Source organism: Thermanaerothrix daxensis, from assembly GCF_001306145.1.
In the GTDB taxonomy this organism is placed as follows: Bacteria; Chloroflexota; Anaerolineae; order Anaerolineales; family Anaerolineaceae; genus Thermanaerothrix; species Thermanaerothrix daxensis.
In genome coordinates, this window is the sequence record NZ_LGKO01000002.1 from 766384 (window position 1) to 793361 (window position 26978).

Sequence of the window (26978 nt, forward strand, 5' to 3'; positions counted from 1 at the left end):
AGCAGAAATGGCGATGGCGCAGGAAGGGCTACCGAATTTGGCTGATGGGGTGATCCCCATGCTTTCCGAGAGTGAACGTTTGCCACTTTCACGCTTTAGTCAGGTAGCGGCTGTGGTCTGCCTCGGCTATGCCACGCTCCCCTTCCTGCATTTGCAACTGGAATCACCTACTCTGGCACTGCCGGGGTTTCTCTTCGTTTTGCCCCTGACTTCGTCCAGTTTAGCGGCAATATGGGTAACTCTGCTGGTGATCAGTGGCATGGATTGGATTCTTCAGGAGCGGGAGGAGCGGCTTGCATTACGTTACCGCCTGGTCCACTGGCCACTGCCGGCGTTGGTGGCATGGGCACTTAGCGTTCCATTGGGAACTCTGCAGGTGAGTCCCCAGTGGTGGCTGATCTTTGGGCTGGGTAGTGTGCTGCTTTTTGCCGTGATGGCGGCGGAATATGTGGTAGCCGGGCAAATAGGAGCTGGGCAATTTTGGGCTTATGTGACCCTCACTGCGGTCTCGTTTGCATTGTTTCTGATTTTGGCGGTTACCCTGCGCGCGGCAGGGGTTCGTCTCTATTTGCAATGGTTGGTGCTGGTGCCTGCGATTGTGCTGATTGTTCTGCGCAATCTCTATCTGCGTATGGTTGAGCGCTGGTCGTGGGAATGGGCGGCGGTAGTGGGGGTGCTAATCCTTCAGATTTCGACCGGGTTGCATTACCTTCCCTTGAAACCCCTCTCTTATGGGCTCATTCTTACCGGTTTTGCCTATGGCCTGACCAGCCTGGCTGGGGCATTAGAAGAGGGGCGCCCTTGGCGAAGCGCCTGGCTAGAGCCCCTAATCATGATGCTCCTTCTGGGATTCCTGGCTTTCATATTCGGACGATAATGTCACGGGAATTGCGTCTTTCATTAACCCAAAAGGCAATGATTCTGCATCACGTCATTCGGCACTTGCCTGAGGAAGCATGTGGCTTGCTGGGCGGTCGGGGAGAGACTGTGTCTGTGGTGATTCTGGTCACCAATCACCTTCATAGCCCGGTGCGTTTCAGGATGGACCCTAATGAACTTCTAAGGGCCCTTGAACGGCTGGATGCTGAGGGTTTAGATCTGGTGGGTATTTTCCATTCCCATCCTCGTGGTCCGGCAATGCCCTCAGAAACGGACTTGCTTGAGTATGCCTATCCTGATAGCCTTATGGTGATCGTTTCTCCAGTGGGAGAAGATTGGCAGTTGCGGGCTTTTGAGATTAACATTGAAATGCGCACCTATCAAGAAGCACACCTGATTATTGAAACAGAGTAACTTTTACAACGGATTAGGGTTTGGTAGATTGGAGGTCGTGCAATGCCAGTAGCATTAAAAACCATCTTTAGTTTATTAGGTTCTTACCTTGTGGGTTCGATTCCCTTTGGGCTGATCGTTGTTTGGGTGGCACGCCGCCAGGATGTGCGCCGCATTGGGAGTGGTCGCACAGGCGGTACCAATGTGATGCGTGCAGCAGGATGGTTAGCGGGGGTGATCACGGCTGTTTTGGATGTGCTTAAAGGTGTGGCGGCTGGATGGATCGCGCGTGCCCTGGTGCCTGAGAATCCCTGGGTTTTGGTGGCTTCGGCTGTTTTGGTGGTCATGGGGCATAATTATTCGGCTTTTCTGGTTGAAAGACGAGAGCAGGGTGGAATTCGCTTCAAAGGAGGCGCAGGTGGGGCAACGGCTTTTGGGGGTGCAATCGCCATCTGGCCGCCGATTTGGATGTATATCCTGCCCATCGGTGCTCTGGTGTATTTCCTGGTCGGTTATGCCTCGGTAACCACGATAAGCGTGGCGGTGGTCACTACGGTGGTATTTGCCGTTCGGGCTTTGAAGGGCGAGTCCACCTGGGTGTATGTTCTCTATGGGGTTGCGGTGCTTGGGGTGGTTCTCTATGCCCTGCGTCCCAACCTGGAGCGTTTACGCAAAGGGACGGAGCGCGCGGTGGGCTTGCGAGCATATCTGCAAAAGCGCCAACAGCAACAAGGTGGTCCCCCGGTCAATTCTGGAAACCAGAACGCGACACCTTAAAAAGCCTTTTTGGCTAATCACTTCCCGGTGCGGATTGGGAAACTGGTGCGCTTTCCTCGCGGCTGAGCAGGCGGTATAAAAAGCGCACATTGCGGCGATGAAGTTCCCGCGCCAGTCCTCCCAGGTATACGTGGCTTTTTCCGCAGGACTCAATATCAATTGCGTCCAAAGCCTCTTGTGGATTGCGTCGCTTGAGGGCAGCACGCACGGCTTTCCGCACAGCACTCAGGTAATTCAGGTTTTCACGTACGGCTTCGTCAATTTCACCCCGCAGGATAATATCCCCGTGTCCCTGGACAATGTTTTCCAGGCCCATTTTGCCGATCATGCGAATTGTTTCCGCAAGGGTATCCAGGTCGCCATCTACAAAGTAAGGCAGGGGGAGGAAAGCATCACCAGCAAAGAGCACACGATCCTCTTCAACCAGAACCGAAATGCCATCGGTGCTGTGCCCGGGGGTTGGGAATAGCACCAGATTCTTTTTACCCACTCTTAAAGCCAGCGAGCCTTGTTCAAAGGTCAGATGAGGAAGAACAAGTTTGACCTGCTTAAAGGCAGCATTTTGACGACGCGCCGATTCCAGCGCAGCGGGCCCCCGCTGCTCAAGCAACTGGCGGCACAGCGTATGGCTGATGACAGTGGCTCCTGGAAAGAATCCATTCCCCCAGGCATGATCCGCATGATAATGCGTATTAATAATATAACGTACCGGGACTCCTAATTGCTCCTCGATAAAGGCACGCATTGCCAAGGTCTCTTCGGGAAGGGCCAGTGTGTCAATTAAAACAGCCCAATGGGGTCCCGTTACGGCGCCAGCGGTGACCTGTGCATAAATATCGCTTTGGAACCAATAAACGTTTTCGGAGATGCGTTCGCGTTGCATACCTGCACCTGCATGGTAGGATGAGGGATGATCCGGATTCTGCGGAGTGCAGATAAGGGATCACGGCATTAACAATAGCATAAACCCAGATAAATGTCAAAAAACGCCAGTTGAGAGTAAACCAAATATGTTGTGGATTGGGGGCATCATCTATTGGGGTTAAGGCACTTCTAGTAGGGTTGTACATGAGTTGCCAGCCAGCGAAGACCCGGGTCGGCATTATAATTGTGGCGATGCTTTGATTAAGACGCATAACGGAGGGCTTTATGAATATCGCCAATCTGTTGCAGGGGTTTGCCTCATTGCTCTGGATTGTGTTGGTCGGATTGATGATCCTGGCCATTGTTCGCGCTGCCCAAAACCGGCCTATGCGCAAAGCGGGCACTACCATTTTGATTACTGCAGCATTGGCGATTGTCTCAAGTTTAGTAGCAGCAGGGTTGGTATTTATTGAACCCCAGGAGCGTGGAGTTGTGATCTCTGCTCTTGCCCCCAAGGGGTATCGCGATCAGGCTCTGGAGCCTGGCTTGCGCTGGGTGATCCCCTTTGTGGAGTACGTTGTTCGTTACCCTATCTCCAACCAAACGTACACGATGTCCAAGGTAGCCAGCGAGGGAGAAATCAGCGGAGATGATTCGATCGCCGCACGCACAGCCGATGGGCAAGAGATATTTGTTGATGCTTCAGTCATTTTTGCAGTGGACCCCTCCAAGGTGGTGCAGGTTCACATAAAGTGGCAAGACCGTTATGCTCGCGACCTGGTGCGGCCATTGGCACGAGGGGTTGTGCGAGATGCAGTTTCCCAATATGGGGTAGAACAAGTGGTTAGTAGTAAGCGCTTTGAACTCGTAGATCGCATTCGTGCAACCCTGGCGCAAAAGCTTGAGGAGAATGGCCTGGTTTTAGTGGATTTTGTCCTGCGAAATGTGACGTTCTCTCCAGAATATGCGGCATCGGTGGAACAGAAACAAATTGCCGAGCAACAGGCACAACAGGCGCGGTTTATTGTGGAGCAGAAGAAGCAGGAAGCAGAGCAAGCGCGTCAGGTGGCTCAGGGTAAAGCAGATGCTGCGGTGATTGAGGCTAAGGGACAGGCTGAGGCGCGCATCATTCAGGCGCGGGCAGAAGCCGAGGCCTTAAAGGTAATTGCCGAAGCCCTGCGTGAAGATCCGGAATTACTCAATTATCTCTATGTCACCAAGCTTTCGCCGAACATTCAGGCGCTGCTACTGCCAAATAATGCGCCCTTTATTCTGCCATTGCCCACACCACAGCCCCAGGCAACACCTACTCCGTGAGGTAGATCATGGTGAATCCACCCTCAGGACGCCAGATACGTCTGACCAGTTTGGCCACCTGTGCAGGTTGAGCATCAAAATTAAGCGCGGAAGCGCTGGCGCACGTGTTGCGCCCTCTCAGGAACATTTTTCAACCTCAGGATTACCCCGACCTATTGGTTGGGCTGGAGTCGCCGGACGATGCGGCGGTTTGGCGGGTGGATGCCTCACGCGCTTTGGTGGTGACCACAGATTTCTTCACCCCCATTGTGGATGATCCATATGCTTATGGAGCCATTGCAGCCGCCAATAGCCTCTCGGATGTCTACGCCATGGGAGGAGTACCGTTCCTGGCATTAAATATCGCTGCTTTGCCGCCGAGTCTCCCTCATGACCTGATGAGTGAAATTTTGCGCGGTGGTGCGGAAAAGGCGCGTGAGGCGGGCGTTGTCATTGCTGGGGGGCACACGATTCAGGACAAGGAGCCTAAATATGGTTTGGTTGTATTGGGGTGGGTTGATCTGCAGCAGATGTTCACCAAGGGTGGTGCTTGCCCCGGAGATGTGTTGGTCTTAAGTAAGCCTCTTGGTTTTGGGGTGACTACTACGGCTTTGAAGCGTGATGCGGCTCGTCCTGAAGATGTCGATGAAGCCGTTGCCTGGATGATGCGCTTGAATCGCTCGGCTGCCGAAATGGGTCGTGAAGTTGGTGTACGTGGTGCTACGGATGTGACGGGATTTAGCCTTCTGGGGCATGGGCTGGAGATGGCTTTGGCCAGCCGTGTGGGTTTACGTTTGGTTTTTGAGCGCATTCCCTTCATTGAAGGGGCACGTACCTATGCAGAGCAGTGGATGTTCCCGGGGGGTGCTTCTGATAACCGCCTGTATTTTGGCGGGCAGGTCCGTTTTGCGCCTAGAATTGACGAGGCCTCCCAGATGTTGCTGTTTGACCCACAGACCAGTGGTGGCCTGCTCATGGCTGTGCCGAAGGAACGCCTTAATATCTTGCTTGCCCTAGCAGAGGATCGAGGAGAGCCTTTGTGGGTGATCGGTGAGGTGATTGAGGGAAGCGGTATTGAGGTGGTATGAATCCCGGGGGCAATGGGCTCTTTAGATCACTGAATTCATTCATGCCTTACCCATCACGGCGCTCGGTTGTGATGGGAACACGGGGCATGGCGGCGGCTTCACAGCCCCTGGCGGTGGCAGCGGGGTTGCGGATTCTGGAGCAAGGGGGAAACGCGGCAGATGCCGCTGTTGCGATGGCCGCAGTGCTGGCGGTCACCGAACCCACCTCCACCGGGCTGGGGGGTGACTGCTTTGCATTGTATTACGAAGTAAATTCGCGCAGTGTCCATGCATTGAATGGCTCCGGACGAGCCCCCCGGGATTTAACCCCGGAACGTATAAAGAAAGCGGGCTTTGAGGGTGCGTTACCTCCCTTTCATCCCTATACAATCACGGTGCCTGGCGCATGTGCGGGTTGGTGTGATCTGCTTGATCGGTTTGGTCAACTGGATCTTGCCAGAGTGCTGGCCCCTGCCATTGATTTGGCTGAGCGGGGTTTCCCCGTGGCTCCGTTGACCGCTCATTTCTGGCAGCGAGGCGCAGAGGCCCAATTGCGCCATGCGCTAAACGGGCATGAATTGTTGATTGATGGACGGGCCCCACGTGCAGGAGAGTGCTTTCGTAATCTCAATCTCTCCCGCGTTTTGCAGCAAATTGCGCTTGGGGGGAAGCGTGCTTTCTATGAGGGTCCCGTTGCAGAGGCAATTGTCAGTACGGTGAGAGAGGCAGGTGGCTGTCTTTCGCTAGATGACCTGGCTGAGCACCAAAGCACCTGGGATGAGCCTTTGTCAGTTACCTACCGTCACTTGCGGGTTTGGGAATGTCCGCCAAACGGTCAGGGGCTTACGGCACTGCTGGCATTAAATATTTTGAGCGGGTTTGATCTTGCTTCTTTGGAGGCGCTTTCGGCTGATCGTCTTCATCTGGAAATTGAGGCTCTTCGTCTGGCTTTTGCGGATGCCTTTCGCTACATTGCCGATCCATCTTTTGCTTCTATTCCGGTAGAAGTGCTTTTGAGCGGGGCTTACGCGGCTGAACGGCGAGCCCTGATCCATCCGCGACAGGCGTTGCCTGAGGTCGGCTATGGTAACCCTTACCAGGGGTCTGATACAGTGTATTTCTGCGTAGTGGATGGTCAGGGGAATGCTTGTTCCTTCGTAAACAGCAATTATATGGGGTTTGGCACCGGTATTGTTCCACGTGGGTGTGGCTTTAGCCTGCAAAATCGCGGTCACAACTTCAGCCTTGACCCGACTCATCCGAACGCATTACAGCCGGGCAAACGCCCTTATCACACCATCATTCCTGCCCTGGTCACCCACGCAGATGATGACGCTTTATATGCGGCTTTAGGGGTGATGGGTGGGTTTATGCAACCTCAGGGACATGTCCAGGTTGTGACGGCGCTTGCAGATGATGCCTTAGATCCACAAACGGCGTTGGATCGGCCTCGCTTTTGCTTGCAGGATCAATCTGTTCGTGGATTGGTGGCGCTGGAAGAGGGCATCCCCGAAGCCACCCTGGTGGCTCTGGAAGCCATGGGGCACCCGGTAGAACGCGTGACCGGGATGTCGCGAGCGCTCTTTGGACGCGGGCAGATTATTTTTCGGGATCGGGAGACCGGCGTTCTGTGGGGTGGCAGTGATTTACGCGCCGATGGATGTGCATTTCCCCTGATTTAGGTTTACCATTTTCACATATTCAGGGGCGCATTACAATTATTTGTACGATGGACATCGGTGAGCGTTTACAGGGTATTCTAGAAACGATCCCAACCAAACCGGGGTGTTACTTAATGAAGAACGCCTCCGGTGAGGTGATTTACGTCGGCAAGGCAGTTAATCTGCGCAACCGGGTGCGTTCCTACTTTCACAGCCCCGCCACTCATCCTCCCAAGGTTCGCCGCATGGTACAGCAAATTACGGATATTGAGTGGATTGTGGTGGGCTCGGAACTGGAAGCACTCATTCTGGAAATGAATTTAATAAAAAAGTATCGCCCACGCTACAATGTGCGCCTCAAGGATGATAAGCGTTACCCCTATATCAAAGTTCATTGGGCTGATGACTTCCCTAAAGTGACCGTTACCCGTCAGATGGTAAATGATGGTTCGCGCTACTTCGGGCCTTATACCAGTGTATGGGCGGTGCATCAAACGCTGGACGTGCTGCGCCGTCTTTTCCCTTATCTCACCTGTGATCGCAACATTACAGGCAAGGACGAGCGCGCTTGCCTCTACTACGACATCAAACTATGTGCTGCCCCATGTATTGGGGCCATTGATCGTCAGCATTATCGGCAGATGGTTGATGACCTGTGCCAATTCTTAGAGGGCCGTACCGAACCCATAGTCGCCCGCCTGCGCCAGGAAATGGAGGAGGCTGCCGAGAGTCTCAATTTTGAGCGAGCAGCGGCGCTACGGGATCAAATTTTTGCCATTGAGCGGGTGGTGGAAAAGCAAAAGGTCTTCACGACCGAGCAATTGGACTCGGATGTGATTGCCATGGCGCGGGATGACGGCGAAGCCTGTGTGCAGGTCTTTTTTATTCGCAATGGGAAATTAATCGGGCGGGAGTACTTTATCCTGGAGGGAGCACAAGATAGCGAAGATACCGAGGTGCTGGCGGAATTTATCAAGCAATTTTACGCCGAAGCCGCCAGCGTACCAGCGCAGGTGCTCCTTCCCCACGAGATTGAGGAAGCGGCTATCATTCAGCAGTGGCTGAGAGATCGTCGCGGGGGGCCTAAAGTGGAGTTGCTGGTCCCTCGGCAGGGCCTCTCTCAAGAACTGGTGGAGATGGCGGCAGAGAATGCGGTGGAAACCCTGCGTGCGCTCCGCGCCCAGTGGGAAGCGGACAAACATCGTCAGAGCCAGGCGCTAAGCGAGTTGCAGCAGGCATTGGGGCTTTCTCACCCCCCCAATCGCATTGAGTGTTACGATATTTCGAATACACAAGGGACTTACGCCGTTGGGAGCATGGTGGTTTTTGAGCAGGGGGTGCCTAAGAAGGCTTATTACCGACGCTTCAACATCCAGACGGTGAGCGGCCCGGATGATTTTGCTAGTATGGAGGAGGTGCTCACCCGCCGCTTTCGCCGTTACGTGGCGGCGCAGGAGCAGGCAGCGCAGCCGGGTGGAAAGCCGGATCCGGCATTCGCTTTGCTGCCCGACTTGCTGATTGTGGATGGTGGCAAGGGCCAGCTGAGCCGGGCTATGGTGGTGCTGGAGCGTTTTGGTCTGCAGGAGAAGATCGCTGTTGTGGGCCTGGCCAAGCAGCAAGAAGAGTTGTTCTTACCAGGGCGCAAGGAATCCCTGATGCTGCCGCGCCACTCGCAGGGGTTGTATCTTCTGCAACGCATTCGCGATGAGGCGCATCGTTTTGCCATCACTGCACATCGCAATCGGCGCACCAAGGCGGGATTGGCTTCCCAACTAGATTCCATTCCCGGGATCGGACCTGCCCGGCGTAAAGCCCTGTTGCAGCGTTTCGGTAGCCTGGAAGGCATTCGCCAGGCCAGCCTGGAAGAACTCGTCAGCATCAAGGGCATCACCCCTGAAATTGCGCAGACCCTGAAAGCCCATCTCGATTAATGGACGCCCTGTTCCCGCGTGGGAGAAGCAAACAGGTCCTGACGAGTTTTTAGTCCCAGAAGATCAGGGGAAAAGGTCCACGTGATTAGCCCCAAGGAAACACCGAACCACAAAGTAGCCAGGCGGATTAGTAATGTAGCAGCGGCAGCCTGGGCTTGAGGCAAATGAGCCAGAAGAACCAGCATGCCGGCAATTGAGGCTTCGGCTGCACCCAGACCGCCTGGAAGGGTGGAGACGGCGCCAACCACGGTTGAGAACGACAGGATAAAGATGGCGAGCCCGGCAGTGTGGGCGGTGGCAGGCATACCCAACCCTACCAGGATCAGGTAGAACCCAATCCCCTCGCCCAGCCAGGAGAGACTGCCCAAAGAGACGGCCAGAAGCGTTGAGCGGGGGCGGAAGAGGATGAAAGTCCCCTCGTAGAACTGGCGCAGTGGGGGAATAAGGCGACCCAGCCGACGCAGGCGGGTCAACCAGTTGAAGATTTGCATGACGAGAGTCCGCATTTGGGAGAGAATAATGCCCCCAAGTAAGAGTAATCCAATTGAAGCAAAAGCGGGCCAGTATTGAGGATATGCCATAACGCCTGAGGTGGAAAGGATGAGCACGGCCAGGCCGTCGCTGATACGTTCAGCCAGCACGATGGATACACCCTGGGCCACCGGTAGGCCGCTTTTCTGCTGGATCCAGATGGCCTTGAGCACCTCGCCGACTTTGCCGGGGGTAACGGCCAACGGGAAACCAGCCACAAAGAGGCGCAAACTTTGCCACCAGGGCAGTGTAGAGACTTCTACCAGGCGCAGGTAGTAGTGCCACTTTACGAAGCGCAGGGTGTAGTTAAACAGTGTGAGCACTAGCGCCAGGGGGTAAATGCGCCAATCAAAGTGTTGCACCACTTGTCCTACCTGGCGGATATCTCCGAACAAGGCCAACCCCAAGAGCACCAGGAAGCCCAGAATCAATCCCAAACCCAGGCGCTGGCGCAGGGCACCCATTGAAGAAGCATAATGGGTGTTAGTACTCACGGGCTGTATTATACCCGGCGGGCAAGTATTTCAGGGATGGTATAATAATCACAAGCCCGCCAATGCGGCTAAATTTCTCATTTCTTTCACAAAAATCGAAAAAGGAGGAGACGCCGTGAAAAAAAATGGCCTTAAGTGGATGTTGTTTGTGGTGATCTTAGGGTTGCTGCTGGCAGCCTGTCAGCCAGCCGCGCCTGCAACTCCACCAGCAGGGGAACAGGCCGGCTATCCAGCGCCTACGACCGAAGGGGCAGCACCGCAGGCTACTGCATACCCCGCTGCGACTCAAGTGACGGTCCGTGTAGCCACTGATGCCACCTTCCCACCTTTTGAATTAGTGGATGAAGCCACTAAGCAGCTCACCGGTTTTGATGTGGAATTGATGAACGCCATTGCTCAAAAGGCGGGTTTCAAGTTGGAATGGACCAATCTCCCGTTTGATCCTATGTTGGCGGGGCTTTCCGAGTGCCAGTATGATGCAGCCATTGCCGCGATCACGATCACCGAGGAGCGTAAACAGTCCATGCTTTTTTCCGACCCCTACATTAACGCAGGTCAGATTGTGGTGGTTCGAAAGGGTGAAACGCGTATCAAAAGCAAAGATGACCTGGGAGGGATGACCGTAGGGGCGCAACTCGGAACAACTGGTGCGATCGAAGCGCAGAAGATCCCGGGTGTGACTTTCAAGCCTTATGATACCTATGACCTGGCTTTCCTCGATTTGGCAAATGGTCAAATTGATGCGGTAATCGCGGATTATCCTACGGCTCTTGGTTTTATCGGCAAAAATCCTGAGAAATTGACCACTGTAGGAGAGGTCTTCACCGAGGAATCCTACGGTATTGCCATCTGCAAGAATCGGGCTGATTTGGTTGAAAAAATCAACGCAGCGCTGAAGGCACTCAAGGACGAAGGGTTTATCCAGCAACTCGAGCAAAAGTGGCTGGCCTCGCAGTAGATCCATAAGCTCACCTCGCAGGGCCGGTGCACCGCAGCATCGGCCCTATTTGTCCATTAATCTAATCTGTTTTTTGTGAGGATTGCCCATGAATCTGCCCGCGCGTGATTCTGCCCCACTGCTCTCTCAAAAAAGGTTCCGCGATCCCTGGTGGCTGCTGGTCCTGGCCATTGTACTGATCGTAATTGCGCTGGTTGTCCTGCAACCGGATCCCTTCCAGCGCATTCTTCTGTTCGTGCGCGATGGTATTCAAGTAACTATCTATGTCACGCTGGTCTCTTTTGCGCTGGTCCTTTTCTTAGGGCTGATCGTAGGGCTGATTCGACTTTCAAAACTTACGCTGTTGCGGGGCATCGCCACCATATATGTGGAAGTCATCCGTGGTATTCCGGTGCTGGTTCAATTGATCTTTTGGTATTTTGCTTTTCCTTCACTAGTGCAGGATATTGGCCGTTCGGTAGGTTGGTCACCTTTGATGAATTATCGGCCCAATCCGGTTGCCATGGCCATTCTGGGATTGACGATTTGTTATGCGGCTTATATGAGCGAGGTTTACCGGGCAGGCATCCAGAGCATCCCGCGGGGGCAGATGGAAGCCGCGCGCAGCCTGGGGATGACCTACTTTCAGGCCATGCGATATGTAATCTTGCCGCAGGCTGTGCGGGTCATTTTACCACCAGTGGGCAATGAATTTATCACATTGCTCAAAGACTCCTCGCTCACCAGTGTTGTGGCGGTGCCCGAATTGACCCGGCGGGGACGCGAATTTATGGCGGCCAGTTTTATCCCGCTGCAAACCTGGTTGATGGTGAGTCTGTTATACTTGGTGATGACACTACTGGCAACCCGAGTGGTGGCATGGATAGAGTACAAGACGCGTTTGGAGAAATAGCGCATGGAGCGAGAACCCATTATCCATATTGAAAACGTCCATAAATGGTTTGGACATGTCCACGCTTTGCGAGGAGTCAACCTGGATGTTTACAAAGGGGAAGTCGTGGTCATCATCGGCCCTTCAGGGTCTGGAAAATCCACCCTGCTGCGATGCATCAACCGTCTAGAAGAATTCGATGAGGGGAAGATCATCGTTGACGGTATCCCCCTGGACAGTGCTGAAAATATCAACGCAGTACGCACCGAAGTTGGCATGGTTTTCCAGCAATTTAACCTTTTCCCACATCTGACGGTGCTGGAAAATATCTGCCTGGCGCAACGAATTGTGCGTAAGCGCAAAAAAGAAGAAGCCGAGGCCATTGCCATGGAGCTCTTGCGCAAAGTAGGCATTCCTGAGAAAGCCCACAATTACCCGGCGCAATTATCCGGCGGGCAGCAGCAGCGGGTCGCCATTGCGCGTGCGCTGGCCATGAATCCCAAAATCATGCTTTTTGATGAGCCGACCAGTGCTCTGGATCCAGAAATGATTCAGGAAGTACTGGATGTGATGCTCAACCTGGCGCGTGAGGGGATGACCATGGTGGTGGTTTCCCATGAAATTGGTTTTGCACGGGCTGCTGCCCATCGGGCGATTTTGATGGATGAAGGTCAGATTGTGGAAGAGGCGCCGCCCGATATTTTATTCAACAATCCGCGGCATGAGCGCACCCGCGCTTTTCTCAGCAAAGTTCTCCACTGAGGTTTGTCGCCGGGTGGCGGTAGGCCTTAGGTTCGTATGCATGACTGGATGATGTCAGTGGCGCAGCGCTTCAGGGGTTTATTAATTATCTTCCTGGGATTAGGGCTGATTGCTCTAGGGGGGTGGTATCTAAATCACCATGCCATTGTCTGGGCTCAAACGGCTCAAACTGGCGCTGTGACTTTACTAAGTCCGGTGGCTTGTCCCGCCGCGGGTTGTGCGGCAGGTCAGCGCCTAAACGTACGCGCCAATTATCTACTGCAGACCTACGACCCGACTCAAGCACCTAACGTTCGGGTGTGCGTATATACGCCGCAAGCGTGGTCAGTGAATGAGGTTGTCTTCTCACCAAACGGGTTAATCAGCAACCTCCCATACACAATTGGTGATCTCGCCGGTTGCGAAGGGGCGCCCTCGGGATACGAGTTAAAAAACGGGGCAAGCGTGACATTGCCGGCCGGTCAGTTTGGCGATGGGCTGGATTTTGCGTTTCGCATTGGTTCAACGGCTACCTCCTCTGGCACGCTGCGTCTGCGGGTGCTGGAACGAGGGAGTAGTGGCTGGATACAAACCCAGGAATTGTTTCTCTTTATTCGGGTAGTCCCCAAAACCTCAATTGGATATGTGGCGAACGACGCTACGGCGTGTGGTCAATTCAGTCCCTGCTACATCAACAGCGGTGATGACCAGGTTGGTGGAATCGGCACTGGTTTGAAAGATGCCGTGGACGCCTTGGATGCCGGGAGCCAGATCACTATCCAGGGCAATTACAGCATCAAAAGCCAAACCGTTGTCATTGATAAGCCTCTGACGCTTCAGGGGCTGGATAATGCTGTCCTGACCTACGTGGGGCCAGATTGTTCTCAGCCAATGCTCCAAATTGGGGGTGGGGTTGTCGTATCTAATCTAACCCTCAAAGATGGGGCTTGCGTGTTTCCCGGTCGGGATCTGATCGTGGTGAACCCAACGGAGGGAGAGGTCAGGATTGAGTATGTAAATCTTATAGAAGGAAAGGACGCACTGCGGGTCCAAGATGGGTTGGGGCAAGTCACACTTCGCTTTAGCCACATCCAGGGCAACAGTGGTTACGCCATTCTCCGTGAAGCCGGTTCATCCTCAGGTCGTGTTTGGGCGGTAGGAAATAACCTGTATGGCAATCGTGCAGGGGTTCAAGTTGAGTGTAACAATCACGGCACGGTTAATCACAACTTTTTTGGGTGGAGCCCCTCCCTTGCTTTGGCGGTTTCCCAGTGTGAGGTGGACCCGATGAAGGTTTTGGGTGCCCCAGCCTTGCGGCGCAGTAATCAACCCGGTGTGAGCGCAACGCGGGTCACGGTAACCGAAAGCAAGACCTATGCCTTTGACAACCGCATTGCCTTTCAGCATGGAAGCGGAGAAACCGATTTTGATTTGTATCTCGTGGAGCACGGGGCTGGCAGTACGCTCAACGTGCCATTTACGGGTGGCTCGGGAGAGGACTTGACCCCGTGTAGCAGTTACTGGGATATCTTCCTGGCCGAAGGTGCTGCACCAGGGGGAACCCTCAGCCTTTTCTTCCGCCACGATCTCACACCAGGATGTGTAACTGCCGTTGAGTCAGCCCTCTATTGCGGAAGTGGCAACCCGGCGCTATATCCCTTGTGGTGGTACCATCCGGCGGGAAATATTACCCAAGGCTGGGATACGACAGGGCAGCGTCCAGCGGGTTCAGCAGCAGCGGGGAGCAACGGGCAGACCACCACTTGCCTGACGGGTGAGAAAGAAATCCGGGTTGACATTGATAACGATGGGCGGCCGGGTTTGAATCTGGATCTTGGATATTTGCCTTTTGTGGTGGGGGTGTCGGCAAACCCCAGAACGCCAACCCCCTCCGTGACGTGGACGTTTACCCCAAGTCTCACCCCGACGCCCAGCGTGACACCTACCCGTACCATCACACGCACCACAACACCCATTCCCACTTGGACTAGTTCGCCCACCCGACTGCTCTTGCCGACTCGCACGCGAACCCCGACCCCGACACGTACCTTATTTGCATCACGCACCCCTTCACGGACCCCTTTTGGGGGCGTAACGGTTTCACCCACACCCAGTCCCGCACTTACACGAACCCTTACCTCTTCACCTCTACCTGGTTACACGCTGACGCCAGGAGGGTATCCATTGCCTTCATCGGATCAGACATTAACACCAGCGGGTTATCCACTCTCTTCACCCAAAGCAACTACCAGTGGCGGAGCCCCTGTTCAGGGTGAATATCCGAGCGGAGGTGGGCTGACCCCATCGCCATCTGGATCTATAAGCGCTTCTCCATCTGTTCCCCTTGAAGAAACCCCCAGCATCACTTTTACTCCCTTATCTCCAATCGCTTCAGATAACAGTGGACTTTTATGGGCTGCCTGGCTGGGGGGCCTGATCCTTGCTGTGGGGGCGTTTTGGGGATTTTGGCACTACCGCCGATATCTGAGAAAAAGGGAGTTTTCTACTGATTCGGCAGTGGAGAAGGAGGCTGTACCTCCAGAAGAGGATCCTCCTTCCTTCCCTACTGCCTGATCGTTTACTCGGGTAGCATTAGCAACAGCATACGCAGGTCCGTATGAGCAAGGAGAGCATGGGGCGTGTGGGCTTCCATGAAAACCCAGGCGCCGTCGCGTAGCGTATAAACGTCCTTACCCAGCCTTAAATCGCATTCACCTTCCAGGATGTGAATAACCGCCGGCATGGAAGCCGTGTGTTCAGAGAGTTCTTGCCCGGCGCCAAAGGCAAAAAGGGTAACCTTGAGACGCGGGTGCTGAAGTAGCGTGCGGCTGAGAATGCTATTGGCTGGGACGGTGGGAGTGAGAGAGGTCAGATTCTCAAATAGGATATAGGGTTTGTCCATCATGAAATTACCTCAAATCAGAGATGTGAAAACTATACCTCAACTTACGCAGGCCACTTTGCACTGGCGCAAACTCCTTCCTTTTTGCGTTACCGCAAACTCAATGGAGTTTGAGCCATTTATAATAAAATATATGTAAATGGAATGATCAGGTAGCCCAGAAAGGTGGTAGGTTATGGTAGCAAAGGGTTTGGATTGGCAGGTGGCACTCTCGATTTTTGCAGGGAGTCCGGCGCAAATTTGGGAATTGCGGGGGCTAGACCCCTCTCCTGAGGAAACCTGGGATCACTTAAGGGCCTATCTTCATCTGGATGAGGGTGATATACGGGCCATGCTTGAAACCGTCGAGCCGCTTTTTCGGCAAGGTCATGATCTGGTTGTTGAAAATTACGCTTACCTGGAGGCGTTCCCTGAAACGGCGGCATTGCTTGGGTGGAGTGGAGGGGCAGACCCCCAGCACCTGGCAGAGCGGCGCCGTTTCTTTACCGTGTGGTTGGCACGCACTCTGGGGCTGGATTTTAGCCATGATTTTGCTCGTTACCTGTTCCGTGCGGGCCAGATTCATGCGGGGCATGGACGGCGCCACTTGCACATTCCAAGCCTGTATGTGGTGGGGAGCATTGGTCTGATGACAGCAAGTTTTGCCCGTGTCCTGGAACAGGCGGGTGTAAGAACGGATACGCAGTTAAAGGCGCTGGCGGGCTGGAATAAGGTGTTCATCCTCCATCTCCAAATGATGCTCCAGGGATACCGAAGCGCCCTGGCGTTAGAGGAAGGGGAAACAAAAGTGAGAGTCACAGTTTATGGGCGGTTGCGTTCGTTGATCGGACGGGACTCGCTAGAGATCGGTATCTACCCAGGCCAGAGTGTTCTGGAAGTCCTGCGAAAATTTTTCAACTATTACCCACAAGCCCGTTCGGAGATCCTGGAAAGCCTGTGGGAAAGTCAGCATCACGATGATGCACGCGGCAATCCCTGGATGGAGGTGGAACGGGTTTATCGGCCCCGCGCTGGTTGGCGAATTCTGCGCAATGGGCGGGATATTGCCTATCTGGCGGAGGATCAATGGCGCCTGGAGGGTGCTGATCAATTGGCCATCTTTCCGCCAGGGCGGTGAGCAAAGATTCGCAAAAGCAGGGCCTGGACAAGAAAAAGATGATTGAATCCTCCAGGTGACTGGTTATATAATAAATACCAGAATGGAGGATTACGATGACCGTGATTTCGGAGGTACGCCCTTCACCGATCGCGGGTTTGTGGTACAGCGGTGATCCCATCGAACTGGCCGCCCAGGTGGATCGTTACCTGGAGGAGGCTAAATTACCCCCCTTGGTGGGGGAAGTGGTGGGGGTGATTGCTCCTCATGCCGGCCATCGCTATTCAGGGCGCACAGCGGGTTACGCCTTCAAAAGCGTATTCGATCAGAGCCGCGACTTGGTCGTTGTGGTTTCACCATATCATCGCTTTCATCCTGCTCCGGTGCTGACAACGGCGCATCGCATGTACGAGACGCCCCTGGGCACGATTGAAGTTGACCGCGATTTGCTTGTTCGGCTGGACGAGACTTTACAAAATAGACTTCAAGTGGGACTCACACCTATTGCCAACGATGATGAGCATTCACTAGAGATTGAACTTCCGTTTTTGCAACGCGCTTTGCGGGGGCGTTTCAAGTTACTTCCGCTCATGCTTCGCAGTAAGCATGAGGAGTTGTTACGCGTTTTGGGCCAGGCACTGGCAGAAATGGTGCGCGACCATAACTACCTGCTAGTAGCCAGCACGGATCTTTCCCATTTTTATCCCGAGAAAGTGGCGCGCCGCCTGGATGGTGAGATGCTTCGCCAGATGGCGCGATTTTCTCCGGAGGGGGTGCTTCAGGCCGAAGAAAATGGGACCGGTTTTGCTTGTGGTGTGGCGGCCGTGGTGACCGTGATGATTGCTGCCAAAGCCTTGGGAGCCAATCACATTGAAATTTTGGATTACACCACGTCGGCGGACACTACGGGAGATACCACTTCTGTGGTGGGCTACGGTGCGGCTGCAATTTTGCGTCGCTGAGGACAGGGCTGGGCGCTTTGGCTTCATCCTCGCTTCCTGAAACCCCACCGTGTGTTCAGATTGTCATTGACCTCCCCGGCGTGGGAGGGGTATTCGATTATCAGGTTCCCCCTCATCTAATGGAACGGGTGCAGGTGGGCAGCCTGGTCATTGTGCCTTTTGGAGAACGTCGAGTCTACGGCATTGTGGTTGCAGGATCTCCTTCCTTTCAGGGGCGGGCCACACGGGCGATCGAGGCCGTCCTGGATGAACGTCCTGTGGTGACGGCGGCACAAATAGAATTGGCCCGAATTATTAGCACCGAAACACTTTCTCCATTGAATAGCGTGCTATTTGCCATGTTGCCCCCGGGGCTGTCTCAACAGGCGGATGTTCTCTACACGTGGATCGGCCCCGAGGAGGTGGACGAAACCAGAGCCACTGAAAAGGCTCTGGCCCGTTTGCTGAAACGGCGGGGGCCCTTGCGCGGACGACAAATTGATGCGGCCTTGCCAAATCGAGATTGGCGGGCAGTGGCTCGGCGCCTGGTCCGGCAGGGTGTTCTGCGGGCAGATCCGGTTCTGCCCCCTCCTTCTGTACGTCCTAAAATCGTACGTACGGCCCAATTGGCCTGCTCTCCGGAAGAGATTGAAGCCGCCTTGCCTCATCTAGGACGGCCAGGTTCGGCGGCTCTGGCGAGACGCCAGGCTATGTTGCGTTTTCTCCTTCAGGAACCCTGGCCGTTAGATGTGACCTGGCTATATGCCGTGAGTGGGGGCAACCTGAGAGATCTTGAACGCTTGGCTGAATTAGGCCTCATTCATCTGAGCGAAACGGAAGTCTGGCGTGATCCTCTGGAAGGCATTCACCCGGAGGGTGAGCCCGTTGAGCCTTTGGAGTTCTCCGAGGATCAAAAGCGGGCATGGGAAACCATTTGCCAGGCCATCCATCAGGTCGAGCACGCAGATGTAAAGCCCATCTTGTTGTTTGGGGTCACTGGTTCGGGGAAAACAGAACTCTATTTGAAGGCTGTTGCCGAGGTTCTCTCGCAGGGTCGGCAGGCTGTGGTTCTGGTGCCGGAGATTGCCCTGACTCCCCAGGTGGTGCGGCGCTTTCTAGCCCGTTTTCCGGGAAAGGTGGGGCTGGTACACTCGCGTCTTTCCTCAGGGGAGCGCTATGACACCTGGCGCCGCGCCCGTGAGGGACGTCTTTCGGTCATCATTGGCCCACGCAGCGCTTTGTTTACCCCCTTTGATCGTTTGGGGCTTGTCATTGTGGATGAGTGTCACGAACCCTCTTACCATCAAAGTGAAACACCACCTCACTATCACGCGGTTCAGGCCGCCATAGCATATGCTCGTCTTACAAAAAGTGTTTTGGTGCTGGGCTCCGCAACACCTGAGGTGCACCTGTTTTATCGCGCTCAAAAGGAAGAGTGGCCGTTATTGCGGTTGCCCCTGCGCGTGCGAGTGAGTCGGGTGGTGGAAGGACAAACGAGCAGAATAGAGACCGCTCCAATGCCAGAGGTCAAAATTGTGGACATGCGGCAAGAACTCAAGGCAGGGAATCGCTCCATCTTTAGCCGCATTCTATTGGAAAACCTTGACCAGATCACACGAGCGGGTCAACAGGCGATCCTTTTTTTGAATCGTCTGGGTTCGGCGACCTATGTGTTCTGCCGTGAATGCGGTTATGTGCTCAAGTGTCCACGATGTGATATACCTCTAACTTATCACCTGGAGCCACAGGGACTGATTTGCCATCGGTGTAACTACCGCCGAAAAATGCCAGATACCTGTCCGCAGTGTGCGAGCCGCGAGTTTCGGCAATATGGTCTGGGGACGGAGCGGGTGGAACGAGAGCTTTTCAAGGTTTTCCCACACCTTCGCGTGCTTCGAATGGACTCCTCCACCAGCCGCCCTAAGGGGGCATTGGATCTCATCCTGTCCCATTTCAGTCGTCATCAAGCCGATGTTTTAATTGGTACGCAAATGCTGGCCAAAGGGTTGGATCTTCCTCTGGTTACCCTGGTGGGGGTCATCCTCGCGGATGTGGGGCTTTCTCTGCCCGATTTTCGCGCTGCTGAGCGCACATTCCAGTTGCTGACTCAGGTGGCAGGGCGAGCCGGGCGCGGGCCATTGGGGGGAAGAGTGATTTTACAGACCTTCCAGCCGGAGCACTATGCAATTCGGTATGCCTCGCAACATGATTATGAGGGATTTTACCAGCACGAACTGGCGCTAAGGCGTGAGATTGGGTATCCGCCCTTCTCCCAATTGGTGCGCTTGGAGTTTCGGCATCGAGAAGCAGAGGTGGCGGCCCACGAGGCGGAGTGGTTGGCAGGGCGCATTCGTCGCTGGTTGGCTGAGAGTGGACAACCCCATTGTGATTTGATTGGGCCAGCGCCTTGTTTTTACGCCCGTTTGGAAGGCTACTACCGCTGGCAAATCATTCTGCGAGGCGATGATCCGGCGGCTTTTCTTCGAGCCCATCTTTCCGAGTTAAAAGACTGGCGGGTCGAAGTGGACCCGCCAAGCCTGCTCTAGTTGTTCTGGGATAACAGTTAAGGTAGTACGTACCAGGGGTTGACAAACCCACCCATGTAGCGCACTTCAAAGTGCAGATGCGGTCCAGTGGAGCGCCCGGTACTGCCCGCAAGTCCGATGACTTGTCCCTGACGTACGCTGGCCCCACAACCGACCCGGATGGCGCTCAAGTGTGCGTATAGAGTCTGATAGCCATTGCCGTGGTCAATCATTACCATGTTGCCATACCCACCGCTAATCCAGCCGGCATAAACGACCACACCGCTATCTGCTGCGTAGATCGGATCGCCAATACCAGCGGCGATATCAATGGCCAAATGACCATCCCAGTAGTCATTACCGGAAAGCACGTGTTGGGGTGTGGGCCAGATGAAGGTTCCGCTGCCGTAGGCACCGCCCTGTCCCGTATCGCATGCTCCCGGCCCCAGGATGCTTTTGTTGACCCCTGCTGGGCCGCGGGGGATGCTGGGCACTACCCAGGTGCGGAATTCACGCCGTCCCCCGGGGATCATGATGTACTGACCGGGCTCGATGACCGGGTTGGTGATATCCAGTTTATTCCCTGGCCAGAGCAGAATGTCCTCCGGCTTAACCCGGAAAGAGGCTGCTACTGCCTCGATTGTGTCGCCCTCTTTCCACTTGTAATATACCCCATCGGTGGGGGGAATGATCAGTTTAAGTCCCACTTCAATCATGTGGGGGTCATCATTCAGAGTGTCATAATTTGCCCACAGGACGCTTTCGGGTTTGAGGTTGAATTTCTTTGCGATTCCAAAAATGGAATCACCCTTTTGGACCTCGTAAGTGATGGCATTTTCGCGAGGCTGCGAAACCACAATGGTATGCGGATTGGCCGCACGGGTGATGAAATCTGGCGGCAGCGATTCTTCAAGTGGGGGTAAAGTGGCCTCACCGCTATTTGCAGGTAATTCAGGAACCTCGGGAAGATTCCCGGAAAGAGAATTTGTCGCTGCAGTGACACGCTGGACGATCAAGAAAACGGCTAGCGCCACCATGGCTGCAGCCACAAGCCAGAGTAAGCGTGCCAACCAAGGTGATGAGGTTCCCCTCGAGGTCTCCTGAGACCGCGGCGCACGGTTCGAGGTGACTTGGGTCACAATTCCTCCGTCAACGTTTCCAGGAACTCCATATTATTCTTTGTGCGGAGCATGCGCTGCAAAATGGCCTCGGTAGCAACTGCCGGGTCCATGCCCGCTCCTTGTGGAGGCGGGCTGATCATTTGCAGGTACATGCGCCGCATGAGCCAGACGCGCTGCAGGATGTCTGGACCGAGCAAAAGCTCTTCACGGCGGGTTGATGAGCGCTCAATGTCAATGGCCGGGAAGATGCGACGTTCCTGCAAGCGGCGCGAAAGGTGCAACTCCATGTTACCAGTGCCCTTGAACTCTTCGTACACCACATCATCTAACCGTGATCCCGTATCCACCAGTGCCGTGGCGATGATGGTCAATGAACCACCCTCTTCCACGTTACGCGCTGCACCAAAGAAGCGCTTGGGTGGGTAGAGGGCAGAGGGGTCCATGCCGCCTGAAAGCGTGCGCCCGGAGGGGGTCACAACCAGGTTGTAGGCACGGGCCAGGCGGGTGAGGGAATCCAGGAGAATGACTACATCCCGCCCTATCTCCACCAAGCGCTTGGCGCGCTCTAGCGTAATCTCCGCCGTACGCACATGCGAAGTTACTGGCTCATCAAATGTGGAGGCAACTACCTCGGCCTCTACGGAACGATCCATATCGGTGACCTCTTCGGGGCGCTCACCGATCAACGCAATGATGAGATGGACCTCGGGGTACTTGGTGGATATGGCATTGGCGATCTGCTTCAAAATGGTAGTTTTGCCTGCTTTGGGGGGTGAAACGATCAAGCCGCGCTGCCCCCGTCCAATCGGGGCAATTAGGTTGATCAGACGGGTGGAGAGGATAGTGGGATCGGTCTCCAGGTCAAAGCGCTTGTTCGGGAAGATAGGGGTGAGCCGTTCGAAAACTGGGCGATCGCGGGCTTCTTCTGGCGAGAGGCCGTTGATGGACTCAACCCTTACCAGTCCATAGTGACGTTCTGCCTCACGGGGCGGCCGCACCACGCCAATGACCAAATCGCCCATGCGTAAGTCGTAGCGCCTTAACTGGGCCTGGGAGACATATACATCATCCGGGCCAATCTGATAATTTTTACGCAGAAAGCCGATACCTTCGGGCAGGATTTCGAGGATGCCACCACGCACCTCTAGCCCTTCTCGCTCGGCTTCAACCTGGCGAATGGCCAGGATGAGATTTTCTTTCTTCATGCGTGAAGCATTGGGGATATTCATTTCTCTGGCGATCTGGCGCAGATCAGCCAGCGTGGCCTTTTCAAGTTCAAGGAACTTCATATGGGCTTATCCGTATGAGATGGGATTTTAGAATCAGTTCGGGTGAAATTACGCCTATTGAGGAGCGTTTCTGAAAAGCCGCTGATGTCTAAGTTTACGTTGCGCAGGAGACAACTTTGAGCGGCCCCCTTGGTTGCCACGCTCACTCCGTTGGATGCTCGAATTATAACATGGGGTATCATCGAATGCAAGCGCAAGGAGATGTCCGTCTCCGGAGTAGAGCAATGCCAATTTATTGCGCATAACCTCGTCGAATAGAGATTCGAGGTAGTCAAACCGTGCGACATTTCCACTCCTACCGGGTACAAACCTAGACCAAGATAAAAAGCGGCAGCGTTTTTCTACCGATACCTCTAAGGCGTGGCATAATACTCCATTCTATAACCGTATGTGTGGATTAGCCGGGTCTCTGTTGTACGCCCTTTGGCACGCCAAGCGTTGATAAGGGCCTGTTTAATGGCTGTATAGTGCTGACGGCCAAAGGGCGTAACCGGGCTATTCTTTTTCGTAGGGGATGCCATCGGCTGCTGGTGGGCGAGCGCGCCCTATGACACCTGCCAGCACGATCATGGTAGCAATGTAAGGGGCCATCAGGAGGAACTGTGAGGGAATGGCCACCCCCAGGATGGCCAGGCGTGAAGCCAGAGCATCTGCAAAGCCAAAGAGCAAGCCCGCACCGAAAGCGCCGAAGGGATTCCAATTACCAAAGATCATGGCGGCCAGGCCGATGAAACCGCGTCCCGCGGTCATCACCTCGTCGAAGCGCCCAGCTGAACCCAGAGTAAAGTAGCCGCCCGCAAATCCGGCCACCATGCCCCCCAGGATGACCGCCATGTAGCGGGTTTTGAACACATCAATGCCCAGGGTGTCAGCGGCTTTAGGGTGTTCACCCACCGCGCGCAAACGCAGTCCCCACCGGGTCTGGAACAAAGCGATGTTTAGAACAATCAGTAGGACAAACATGACATAGACGAAAATGCTGTTATTGAACAGCACCGGCCCCAAGATGGGGACCTCGCTCAACAAAGGGATTGGCGTGCCGCCAAAGGTGGGCGGATTGTTAAGGGCCTGGTTGACCTGAAGGAACTTTGCCGAAATGTAGGAAGTCAATCCAGTAGCGAAGATATTAATGACAGTGCCGGACACGATCTGGTTGGTCTTATATTTTATAGAGAGCACTGCATGGATAAGTGCCAATAGCGCCCCTGCAAAGATGGCTGCCAGCAATCCTATCCAGGCGTTTTGTGTAATGCTGCCTACCAGGGCACTGACCATGGCACCGGTGAGCATCATGCCCTCAATCGCGATATTAACCACGCCGGAGCGTTCGCATAAGATGCCGGAGAGGGCACCCAGGGTGATAGGAACCGAGCGGCTGAGGGTGGTATTGAGCATTCCTACCAGGTTAAGCGATTTGCCGGCCGCTGCCCAAACCAGAAAGCCAAAGATAAAGAAACCCACCACAAGGCCCAGAACCCAATTGGTGTAGCGGCCAAAGCCACGCGCCAACTGGATGCCACCAAGGATGGCACTGACAACTGCCAGACCGTACAGGGTGGGAAGTGTGTGCACCTGCCAGGGAGGGAGTTGAATGTCTGAGGTGGCCAGCGATAACCCGAATGTTGTCACTTGCCCTTGGGAAAGACCAGGGGTAAAGAAGAAAACCAGGGCTAGCCCGAGGAGGATGAACAGGATCCCCATGACCCGCTGGCGGGTTGGGGAGACAACCTCAATTTTGCGGTGAAAAGCACTGGTTGTGGTGGCCATGGTTTACCCTCCCCACCCTTTGATGGTAATCATACCCTCGCCTTCTGCCGGTTTGCGGAGCCGGTAGAGGGAGCGAATGATGGCCGGTGCGGCGATGAAAGCGAGGATGACGGCTTGTAGAACGGAAATAATATCATTTGGTACATTAGCGGAAAGTTGCATACTAGTAGCGCCATTCCGTAAGGTGCCAAACAGCAGGGAGGCCAATACGACCCCTACCGGATGATTGTTCCCTAACAAAGCCAGGGCAATGCTGTCAAAGCCATATCCGGAGGAGAAAGCCATGGCCAGGGAGTGGTTGACGCCCAAGACCTCATTGGCGCCGGCCAGCCCCGCCAGTGCCCCCGAAAGGGTCATTGCTAGGACGGTGTTTTTGGTCACATCCATGCCGGCATATTTGGCTCCGTAGGGGTTACTGCCCACCGTGCGCAGTTCAAACCCCCAGGTGGTTTTGAACAGGAACCAGTACACGACATAGGCCATACCCAAAGCCAGGAAAAAGCCCAGATGAAAGCGAATGGGGTCTTCGAAAAAGCGCGGCAACCAGGCTGAAGGCTGAATCTCGGGGCTGACCGGGTTGTACGACCCTGGGCGTTTCATGGGACCGGTCAACAGCCATTCGCTCAGGCGAAATGCAATGTAATTCATCATGATCGTGTTGATGACCTCATGACCGCCGGTTTTGGCCTTGAGCCAGCCGGGGATAAAGCCCCAAATGGCGCCGCCCAGGGCGCCGGCTAATAGAGCCAGTGGCAGGTGAATGATCATCGGTAATCCGACCAATTTGTAGCCCACATAAGTGGCGGTGATGGCTCCCATAAACAACTGGCCTTCAGCACCGATGTTGAATACACCGGCGCGAAAGCCCAAGGCAACTGCCAAACCGGCGAAGATGTAGGGAGTGGAGGTGACCAGACTTTCTAAGAAGGGGTTGAAGGCACGGCGAATTTCCAGGGCGTTACCTGACTGAAGTGCGTTGATCATACGCACCGGGTCACCTAACGCACCGGTGAAAAGCGCCGTATAGGAACGCGCTACCACATCCCACATCGCCGTTAGACCGGCTCCGAAGGACTGCCCGAAACCGTTATAGACCTCCTGGCTGGTCAGAATGATGAAAATGGCTCCAAAGATTAACCCTGTCAGGACAGCCAGAAGCGGGATTAGAACGCTCTGGGGGATGCCACGCTTGCGCCGCTCGGGTTGGGGTGGGGGAGCGGCTTCATGGTTGATTTCTTCGAGCACGAGTTTGCCAAAATCCGGGGGCTGGGGCGTTTTCTCAGGATTCAACGGATTTCCCTCCCTGCGAGTTCTTATCCGATTTCAACTGGCTTGCGCCCGATGCGTTGGCGGGCTTCCTCGGGGGGCACACCTGCCATCAGTAAGCCAATGTAATCTTTGGTGGCTTCGGCGGCGGGCACAATGGCCACAATTTGTCCTCTGTACATGACGGCAACGCGATCTGAGAGTTGTAAAATCTCATCAAGTTCAGTAGAGGCCAAAAGTACCGCTACACCCTGACTGCGTTTCTCAAGAATTTGCTGATGAATGTATTCAATAGATCCTACGTCCAGGCCGCGAGTGGGCTGTGCAGCAACCAGCAGACGAATGGGGCGTGAGAGTTCGCGCGCTACAATGACTTTTTGCTGATTTCCCCCCGAAAGTGCGCTGCAAAGAGTTAATGCACTGGGAGTTCGAATGTCATACTGTTTTACCAGTGCTTCTGCATGTTGGCGAATGGTTTCCCATTCCATTCGCCGGCCACGGGCAAAAGGCGGCTTGTAGTAGGTGCGTAGGATCAGGTTGTCCATCACTGGGAAAGCCAGCACCAACCCATCGCGCTGACGGTCTTCCGGAATGTAGCCTGTGCCCAGTTCCGTGATCACACGCGGCGGTGCATTGGTAACGTCCTGTCCTAAAAGGCGCACTCGTCCCTCAAGGATGTGGCGATGGCCAGTGATAGCCTCAATCAGTTCAGTTTGACCATTTCCTTGCACCCCGGCAATGCCCAGAATCTCCCCGCTGTGAACATCAAAAGAGACGTGGTCCACAGCCAGTTGGCCCAGTTCATCGGTCACCAGCAGGTTTTCCACTTCCAGAACCGGCTCACCAGGTTCGCTAGGAGGGCGTTCCAATTCCAGTTGTACCTCTCGCCCGACCATCATGGAGGCCAGGCGATATTGATCGGCCTCCTCAGGGCGGACGCTGCCAACCACGCGCCCGCGCCGAATGACCGTGATCAGGTCGGCAATTTCCAGTACCTCACGCAATTTGTGAGAAATGAAGATGATGGACTTCCCCTGCTCCACCAGGGAGCGCATGATATCAAAGAGTTCCTCCACCTCTTGTGGAGTGAGCACCGCGGTGGGTTCGTCGAGGATCAAAATATCGGCTTTTCGGTAGAGCAGTTTAATGATCTCGACGCGCTGCTGGACGCCAACGGGCAAATCTTTGACATAGGCGTAAGGATCCACTGCCAGCCCATATTGTTCGGAGATGGTGCGCACGCGGGCAGCAGCTTGGTCACGATCCAAGAAGCCATCAAAGCGGGTGGATTCTTCCCCCAGCATGACGTTTTCGGTGACTGTAAACACTGGAATCAGCATGAAGTGCTGGTGAACCATGCCGATTCCCTGGGCAATGGCATCAGCGGGGGAGTGAATGGTCACCTTCTGTCCGTTGATGAAAATCTCGCCCTCATCAGGTTGATAAAGCCCGTAGAGGATGTTCATCAAAGTGGTTTTGCCCGCACCGTTTTCCCCCAGCAGGGCATGAATTTGCCCCTTTTCCAGGGTTAAATTAATATGATCATTGGCTAAAACACCAGGGAAACGCTTGGTAATCCCGCGTAACTCAAGAATAGGGGTCATTGGA

General features: G+C 54.6%; 22 protein-coding genes. 14 read left to right on the top strand and 8 right to left on the bottom strand.

Annotation, left to right across the window (positions count from 1 at the left end; all coding sequences use genetic code 11):
- The first annotated feature begins 7 nt into the window (after positions 1-7).
- From SE15_RS14460 to SE15_RS03895, 3 genes are read left to right on the top strand one after another with little or no spacing between them, the layout of a single operon-like run.
- Entirely contained in the window at positions 8-877 is an 870-nt protein-coding gene (locus tag SE15_RS14460) for a DUF5656 family protein (protein ID WP_160316656.1), read from the top strand.
- Positions 877-1293: a M67 family metallopeptidase gene (locus SE15_RS03890; RefSeq protein ID WP_054520778.1), complete on the top strand. Its 417-nt coding sequence runs from the start codon at positions 877-879 to the stop codon at positions 1291-1293. Before SE15_RS14460 ends, SE15_RS03890 begins: the two co-directional genes overlap by 1 nt.
- Before the next feature lie 42 nt (positions 1294-1335).
- Positions 1336-2049 (top strand): glycerol-3-phosphate acyltransferase, encoded by a 714-nt coding sequence (locus tag SE15_RS03895; protein WP_054520779.1) that lies wholly within the window; start codon positions 1336-1338, stop codon positions 2047-2049.
- Between the two features lie 13 nt (positions 2050-2062).
- Here the strand turns inward: SE15_RS03895 and SE15_RS03900 are convergent, their stop codons facing one another.
- Positions 2063-2932, bottom strand: coding sequence for an MBL fold metallo-hydrolase (locus SE15_RS03900; RefSeq protein WP_054520780.1), 870 nt, complete (start codon positions 2930-2932; stop codon positions 2063-2065).
- 266 nt (positions 2933-3198) lie between these two features.
- On the opposite strand from SE15_RS03900, the gene SE15_RS03905 reads away from it, so the two are divergent.
- The 4 genes from SE15_RS03905 to uvrC are packed head-to-tail and all read left to right on the top strand — an operon-like array spanning position 3199 to position 8868.
- Entirely contained in the window at positions 3199-4230 is a 1032-nt protein-coding gene (locus tag SE15_RS03905) for a prohibitin family protein (protein WP_054520781.1), read from the top strand.
- Positions 4231-4238: 8 nt separating this feature from the next.
- A complete protein-coding gene (gene selD, locus SE15_RS03910) occupies positions 4239-5297 on the top strand; it encodes a selenide, water dikinase SelD (protein WP_083461681.1) in 1059 nt (352 codons plus the stop codon).
- Positions 5298-5338: 41 nt separating this feature from the next.
- On the top strand, positions 5339-6958 hold the full coding sequence (ggt, locus tag SE15_RS03915; protein WP_054521321.1) for a gamma-glutamyltransferase: 1620 nt from the start codon (positions 5339-5341) through the stop codon (positions 6956-6958).
- A 47-nt stretch (positions 6959-7005) separates the two neighbouring features.
- Positions 7006-8868, top strand: coding sequence for an excinuclease ABC subunit UvrC (uvrC, locus tag SE15_RS03920; RefSeq protein ID WP_054520782.1), 1863 nt, complete (start codon positions 7006-7008; stop codon positions 8866-8868).
- Here the strand turns inward: uvrC and SE15_RS03925 are convergent.
- Positions 8865-9893: a lysylphosphatidylglycerol synthase transmembrane domain-containing protein gene (locus SE15_RS03925; RefSeq protein ID WP_152965525.1), complete on the bottom strand. Its 1029-nt coding sequence runs from the start codon at positions 9891-9893 to the stop codon at positions 8865-8867. The genes uvrC and SE15_RS03925 overlap by 4 nt on opposite strands.
- A 115-nt stretch (positions 9894-10008) precedes the next feature.
- Between SE15_RS03925 and SE15_RS03930 the strand changes: the two genes are divergently transcribed.
- The 4 genes from SE15_RS03930 to SE15_RS14305 all read left to right on the top strand — a co-directional run bounded on the left by SE15_RS03930 (position 10009) and on the right by SE15_RS14305 (position 15037).
- On the top strand, positions 10009-10851 hold the full coding sequence (locus tag SE15_RS03930) for a basic amino acid ABC transporter substrate-binding protein (RefSeq protein WP_054520784.1): 843 nt from the start codon (positions 10009-10011) through the stop codon (positions 10849-10851).
- A gap of 88 nt (positions 10852-10939) precedes the next feature.
- On the top strand, positions 10940-11743 hold the full coding sequence (locus SE15_RS03935) for an amino acid ABC transporter permease (protein WP_054520785.1): 804 nt from the start codon (positions 10940-10942) through the stop codon (positions 11741-11743).
- 3 nt (positions 11744-11746) lie between these two features.
- A complete protein-coding gene (locus SE15_RS03940) occupies positions 11747-12484 on the top strand; it encodes an amino acid ABC transporter ATP-binding protein (RefSeq protein WP_054520786.1) in 738 nt (245 codons plus the stop codon).
- Positions 12485-12520: 36 nt separating this feature from the next.
- A complete protein-coding gene (locus tag SE15_RS14305) occupies positions 12521-15037 on the top strand; it encodes a hypothetical protein (RefSeq protein WP_054520787.1) in 2517 nt (838 codons plus the stop codon).
- 4 nt (positions 15038-15041) lie between these two features.
- Here SE15_RS14305 and SE15_RS03950 read toward each other — a convergent pair whose 3' ends face one another.
- On the bottom strand, positions 15042-15368 hold the full coding sequence (locus SE15_RS03950) for a cupin domain-containing protein (RefSeq protein WP_054520788.1): 327 nt from the start codon (positions 15366-15368) through the stop codon (positions 15042-15044).
- Positions 15369-15540: 172 nt separating this feature from the next.
- Here SE15_RS03950 and SE15_RS03955 point away from each other — a divergent pair, with 172 nt between their 5' ends.
- From SE15_RS03955 to priA, 3 genes are all read left to right on the top strand, one after another.
- On the top strand, positions 15541-16482 hold the full coding sequence (locus SE15_RS03955; RefSeq protein WP_054520789.1) for a protoglobin domain-containing protein: 942 nt from the start codon (positions 15541-15543) through the stop codon (positions 16480-16482).
- A gap of 95 nt (positions 16483-16577) precedes the next feature.
- Positions 16578-17423 carry an AmmeMemoRadiSam system protein B gene (amrB, locus tag SE15_RS03960; protein ID WP_054520790.1) on the top strand — a complete coding sequence of 282 codons (846 nt, stop codon included), beginning with the start codon at positions 16578-16580 and terminating at the stop codon, positions 17421-17423.
- Between the two features lie 17 nt (positions 17424-17440).
- Positions 17441-19948: a replication restart helicase PriA gene (gene priA / locus SE15_RS03965; RefSeq protein ID WP_152965526.1), complete on the top strand. Its 2508-nt coding sequence runs from the start codon at positions 17441-17443 to the stop codon at positions 19946-19948.
- 17 nt (positions 19949-19965) lie between these two features.
- On the opposite strand, the gene SE15_RS14785 is transcribed toward priA, so the two are convergent.
- The 5 genes from SE15_RS14785 to SE15_RS03990 form a co-directional block, all read right to left on the bottom strand.
- Positions 19966-21066, bottom strand: coding sequence for a peptidoglycan DD-metalloendopeptidase family protein (locus SE15_RS14785; RefSeq protein ID WP_152965527.1), 1101 nt, complete (start codon positions 21064-21066; stop codon positions 19966-19968).
- Positions 21063-22337: a transcription termination factor Rho gene (gene rho, locus SE15_RS03975; protein ID WP_054520793.1), complete on the bottom strand. Its 1275-nt coding sequence runs from the start codon at positions 22335-22337 to the stop codon at positions 21063-21065. Before rho ends, SE15_RS14785 begins: the two co-directional genes overlap by 4 nt.
- A gap of 495 nt (positions 22338-22832) precedes the next feature.
- A complete protein-coding gene (locus tag SE15_RS03980) occupies positions 22833-24104 on the bottom strand; it encodes an ABC transporter permease (RefSeq protein WP_054520794.1) in 1272 nt (423 codons plus the stop codon).
- A gap of 3 nt (positions 24105-24107) precedes the next feature.
- Complete coding sequence (locus tag SE15_RS03985; RefSeq protein ID WP_054520795.1) at positions 24108-25394, bottom strand: ABC transporter permease; 1287 nt, start codon at positions 25392-25394, stop codon at positions 24108-24110.
- Positions 25395-25417: 23 nt separating this feature from the next.
- Complete coding sequence (locus tag SE15_RS03990) at positions 25418-26974, bottom strand: ABC transporter ATP-binding protein (RefSeq protein ID WP_054520796.1); 1557 nt, start codon at positions 26972-26974, stop codon at positions 25418-25420.
- Positions 26975-26978: the final 4 nt, after the last annotated feature.

Bases quoted from the DNA above. Each gene is read 5' to 3' on its own strand.
- SE15_RS14460 (WP_160316656.1), top strand. From the start codon at position 8: ATGGCGATGGCGCAGGAAGGGCTACCGAATTTGGCTGATGGGGTGATC.
- SE15_RS03890 (WP_054520778.1), top strand. From the start codon at position 877: ATGTCACGGGAATTGCGTCTTTCATTAACCCAAAAGGCAATGATTCTG.
- SE15_RS03895 (WP_054520779.1), top strand. From the start codon at position 1,336: ATGCCAGTAGCATTAAAAACCATCTTTAGTTTATTAGGTTCTTACCTT.
- SE15_RS03900 (WP_054520780.1), bottom strand. From the start codon at position 2,932: ATGCAACGCGAACGCATCTCCGAAAACGTTTATTGGTTCCAAAGCGAT.
- SE15_RS03905 (WP_054520781.1), top strand. From the start codon at position 3,199: ATGAATATCGCCAATCTGTTGCAGGGGTTTGCCTCATTGCTCTGGATT.
- ggt (WP_054521321.1), top strand. From the start codon at position 5,339: ATGCCTTACCCATCACGGCGCTCGGTTGTGATGGGAACACGGGGCATG.
- uvrC (WP_054520782.1), top strand. From the start codon at position 7,006: ATGGACATCGGTGAGCGTTTACAGGGTATTCTAGAAACGATCCCAACC.
- SE15_RS03935 (WP_054520785.1), top strand. From the start codon at position 10,940: ATGAATCTGCCCGCGCGTGATTCTGCCCCACTGCTCTCTCAAAAAAGG.
- SE15_RS03940 (WP_054520786.1), top strand. From the start codon at position 11,747: ATGGAGCGAGAACCCATTATCCATATTGAAAACGTCCATAAATGGTTT.
- SE15_RS14305 (WP_054520787.1), top strand. From the start codon at position 12,521: ATGCATGACTGGATGATGTCAGTGGCGCAGCGCTTCAGGGGTTTATTA.
- SE15_RS03950 (WP_054520788.1), bottom strand. From the start codon at position 15,368: ATGATGGACAAACCCTATATCCTATTTGAGAATCTGACCTCTCTCACT.
- SE15_RS03955 (WP_054520789.1), top strand. From the start codon at position 15,541: ATGGTAGCAAAGGGTTTGGATTGGCAGGTGGCACTCTCGATTTTTGCA.
- amrB (WP_054520790.1), top strand. From the start codon at position 16,578: ATGACCGTGATTTCGGAGGTACGCCCTTCACCGATCGCGGGTTTGTGG.
- rho (WP_054520793.1), bottom strand. From the start codon at position 22,337: ATGAAGTTCCTTGAACTTGAAAAGGCCACGCTGGCTGATCTGCGCCAG.
- SE15_RS03980 (WP_054520794.1), bottom strand. From the start codon at position 24,104: ATGGCCACCACAACCAGTGCTTTTCACCGCAAAATTGAGGTTGTCTCC.
- SE15_RS03990 (WP_054520796.1), bottom strand. From the start codon at position 26,974: ATGACCCCTATTCTTGAGTTACGCGGGATTACCAAGCGTTTCCCTGGT.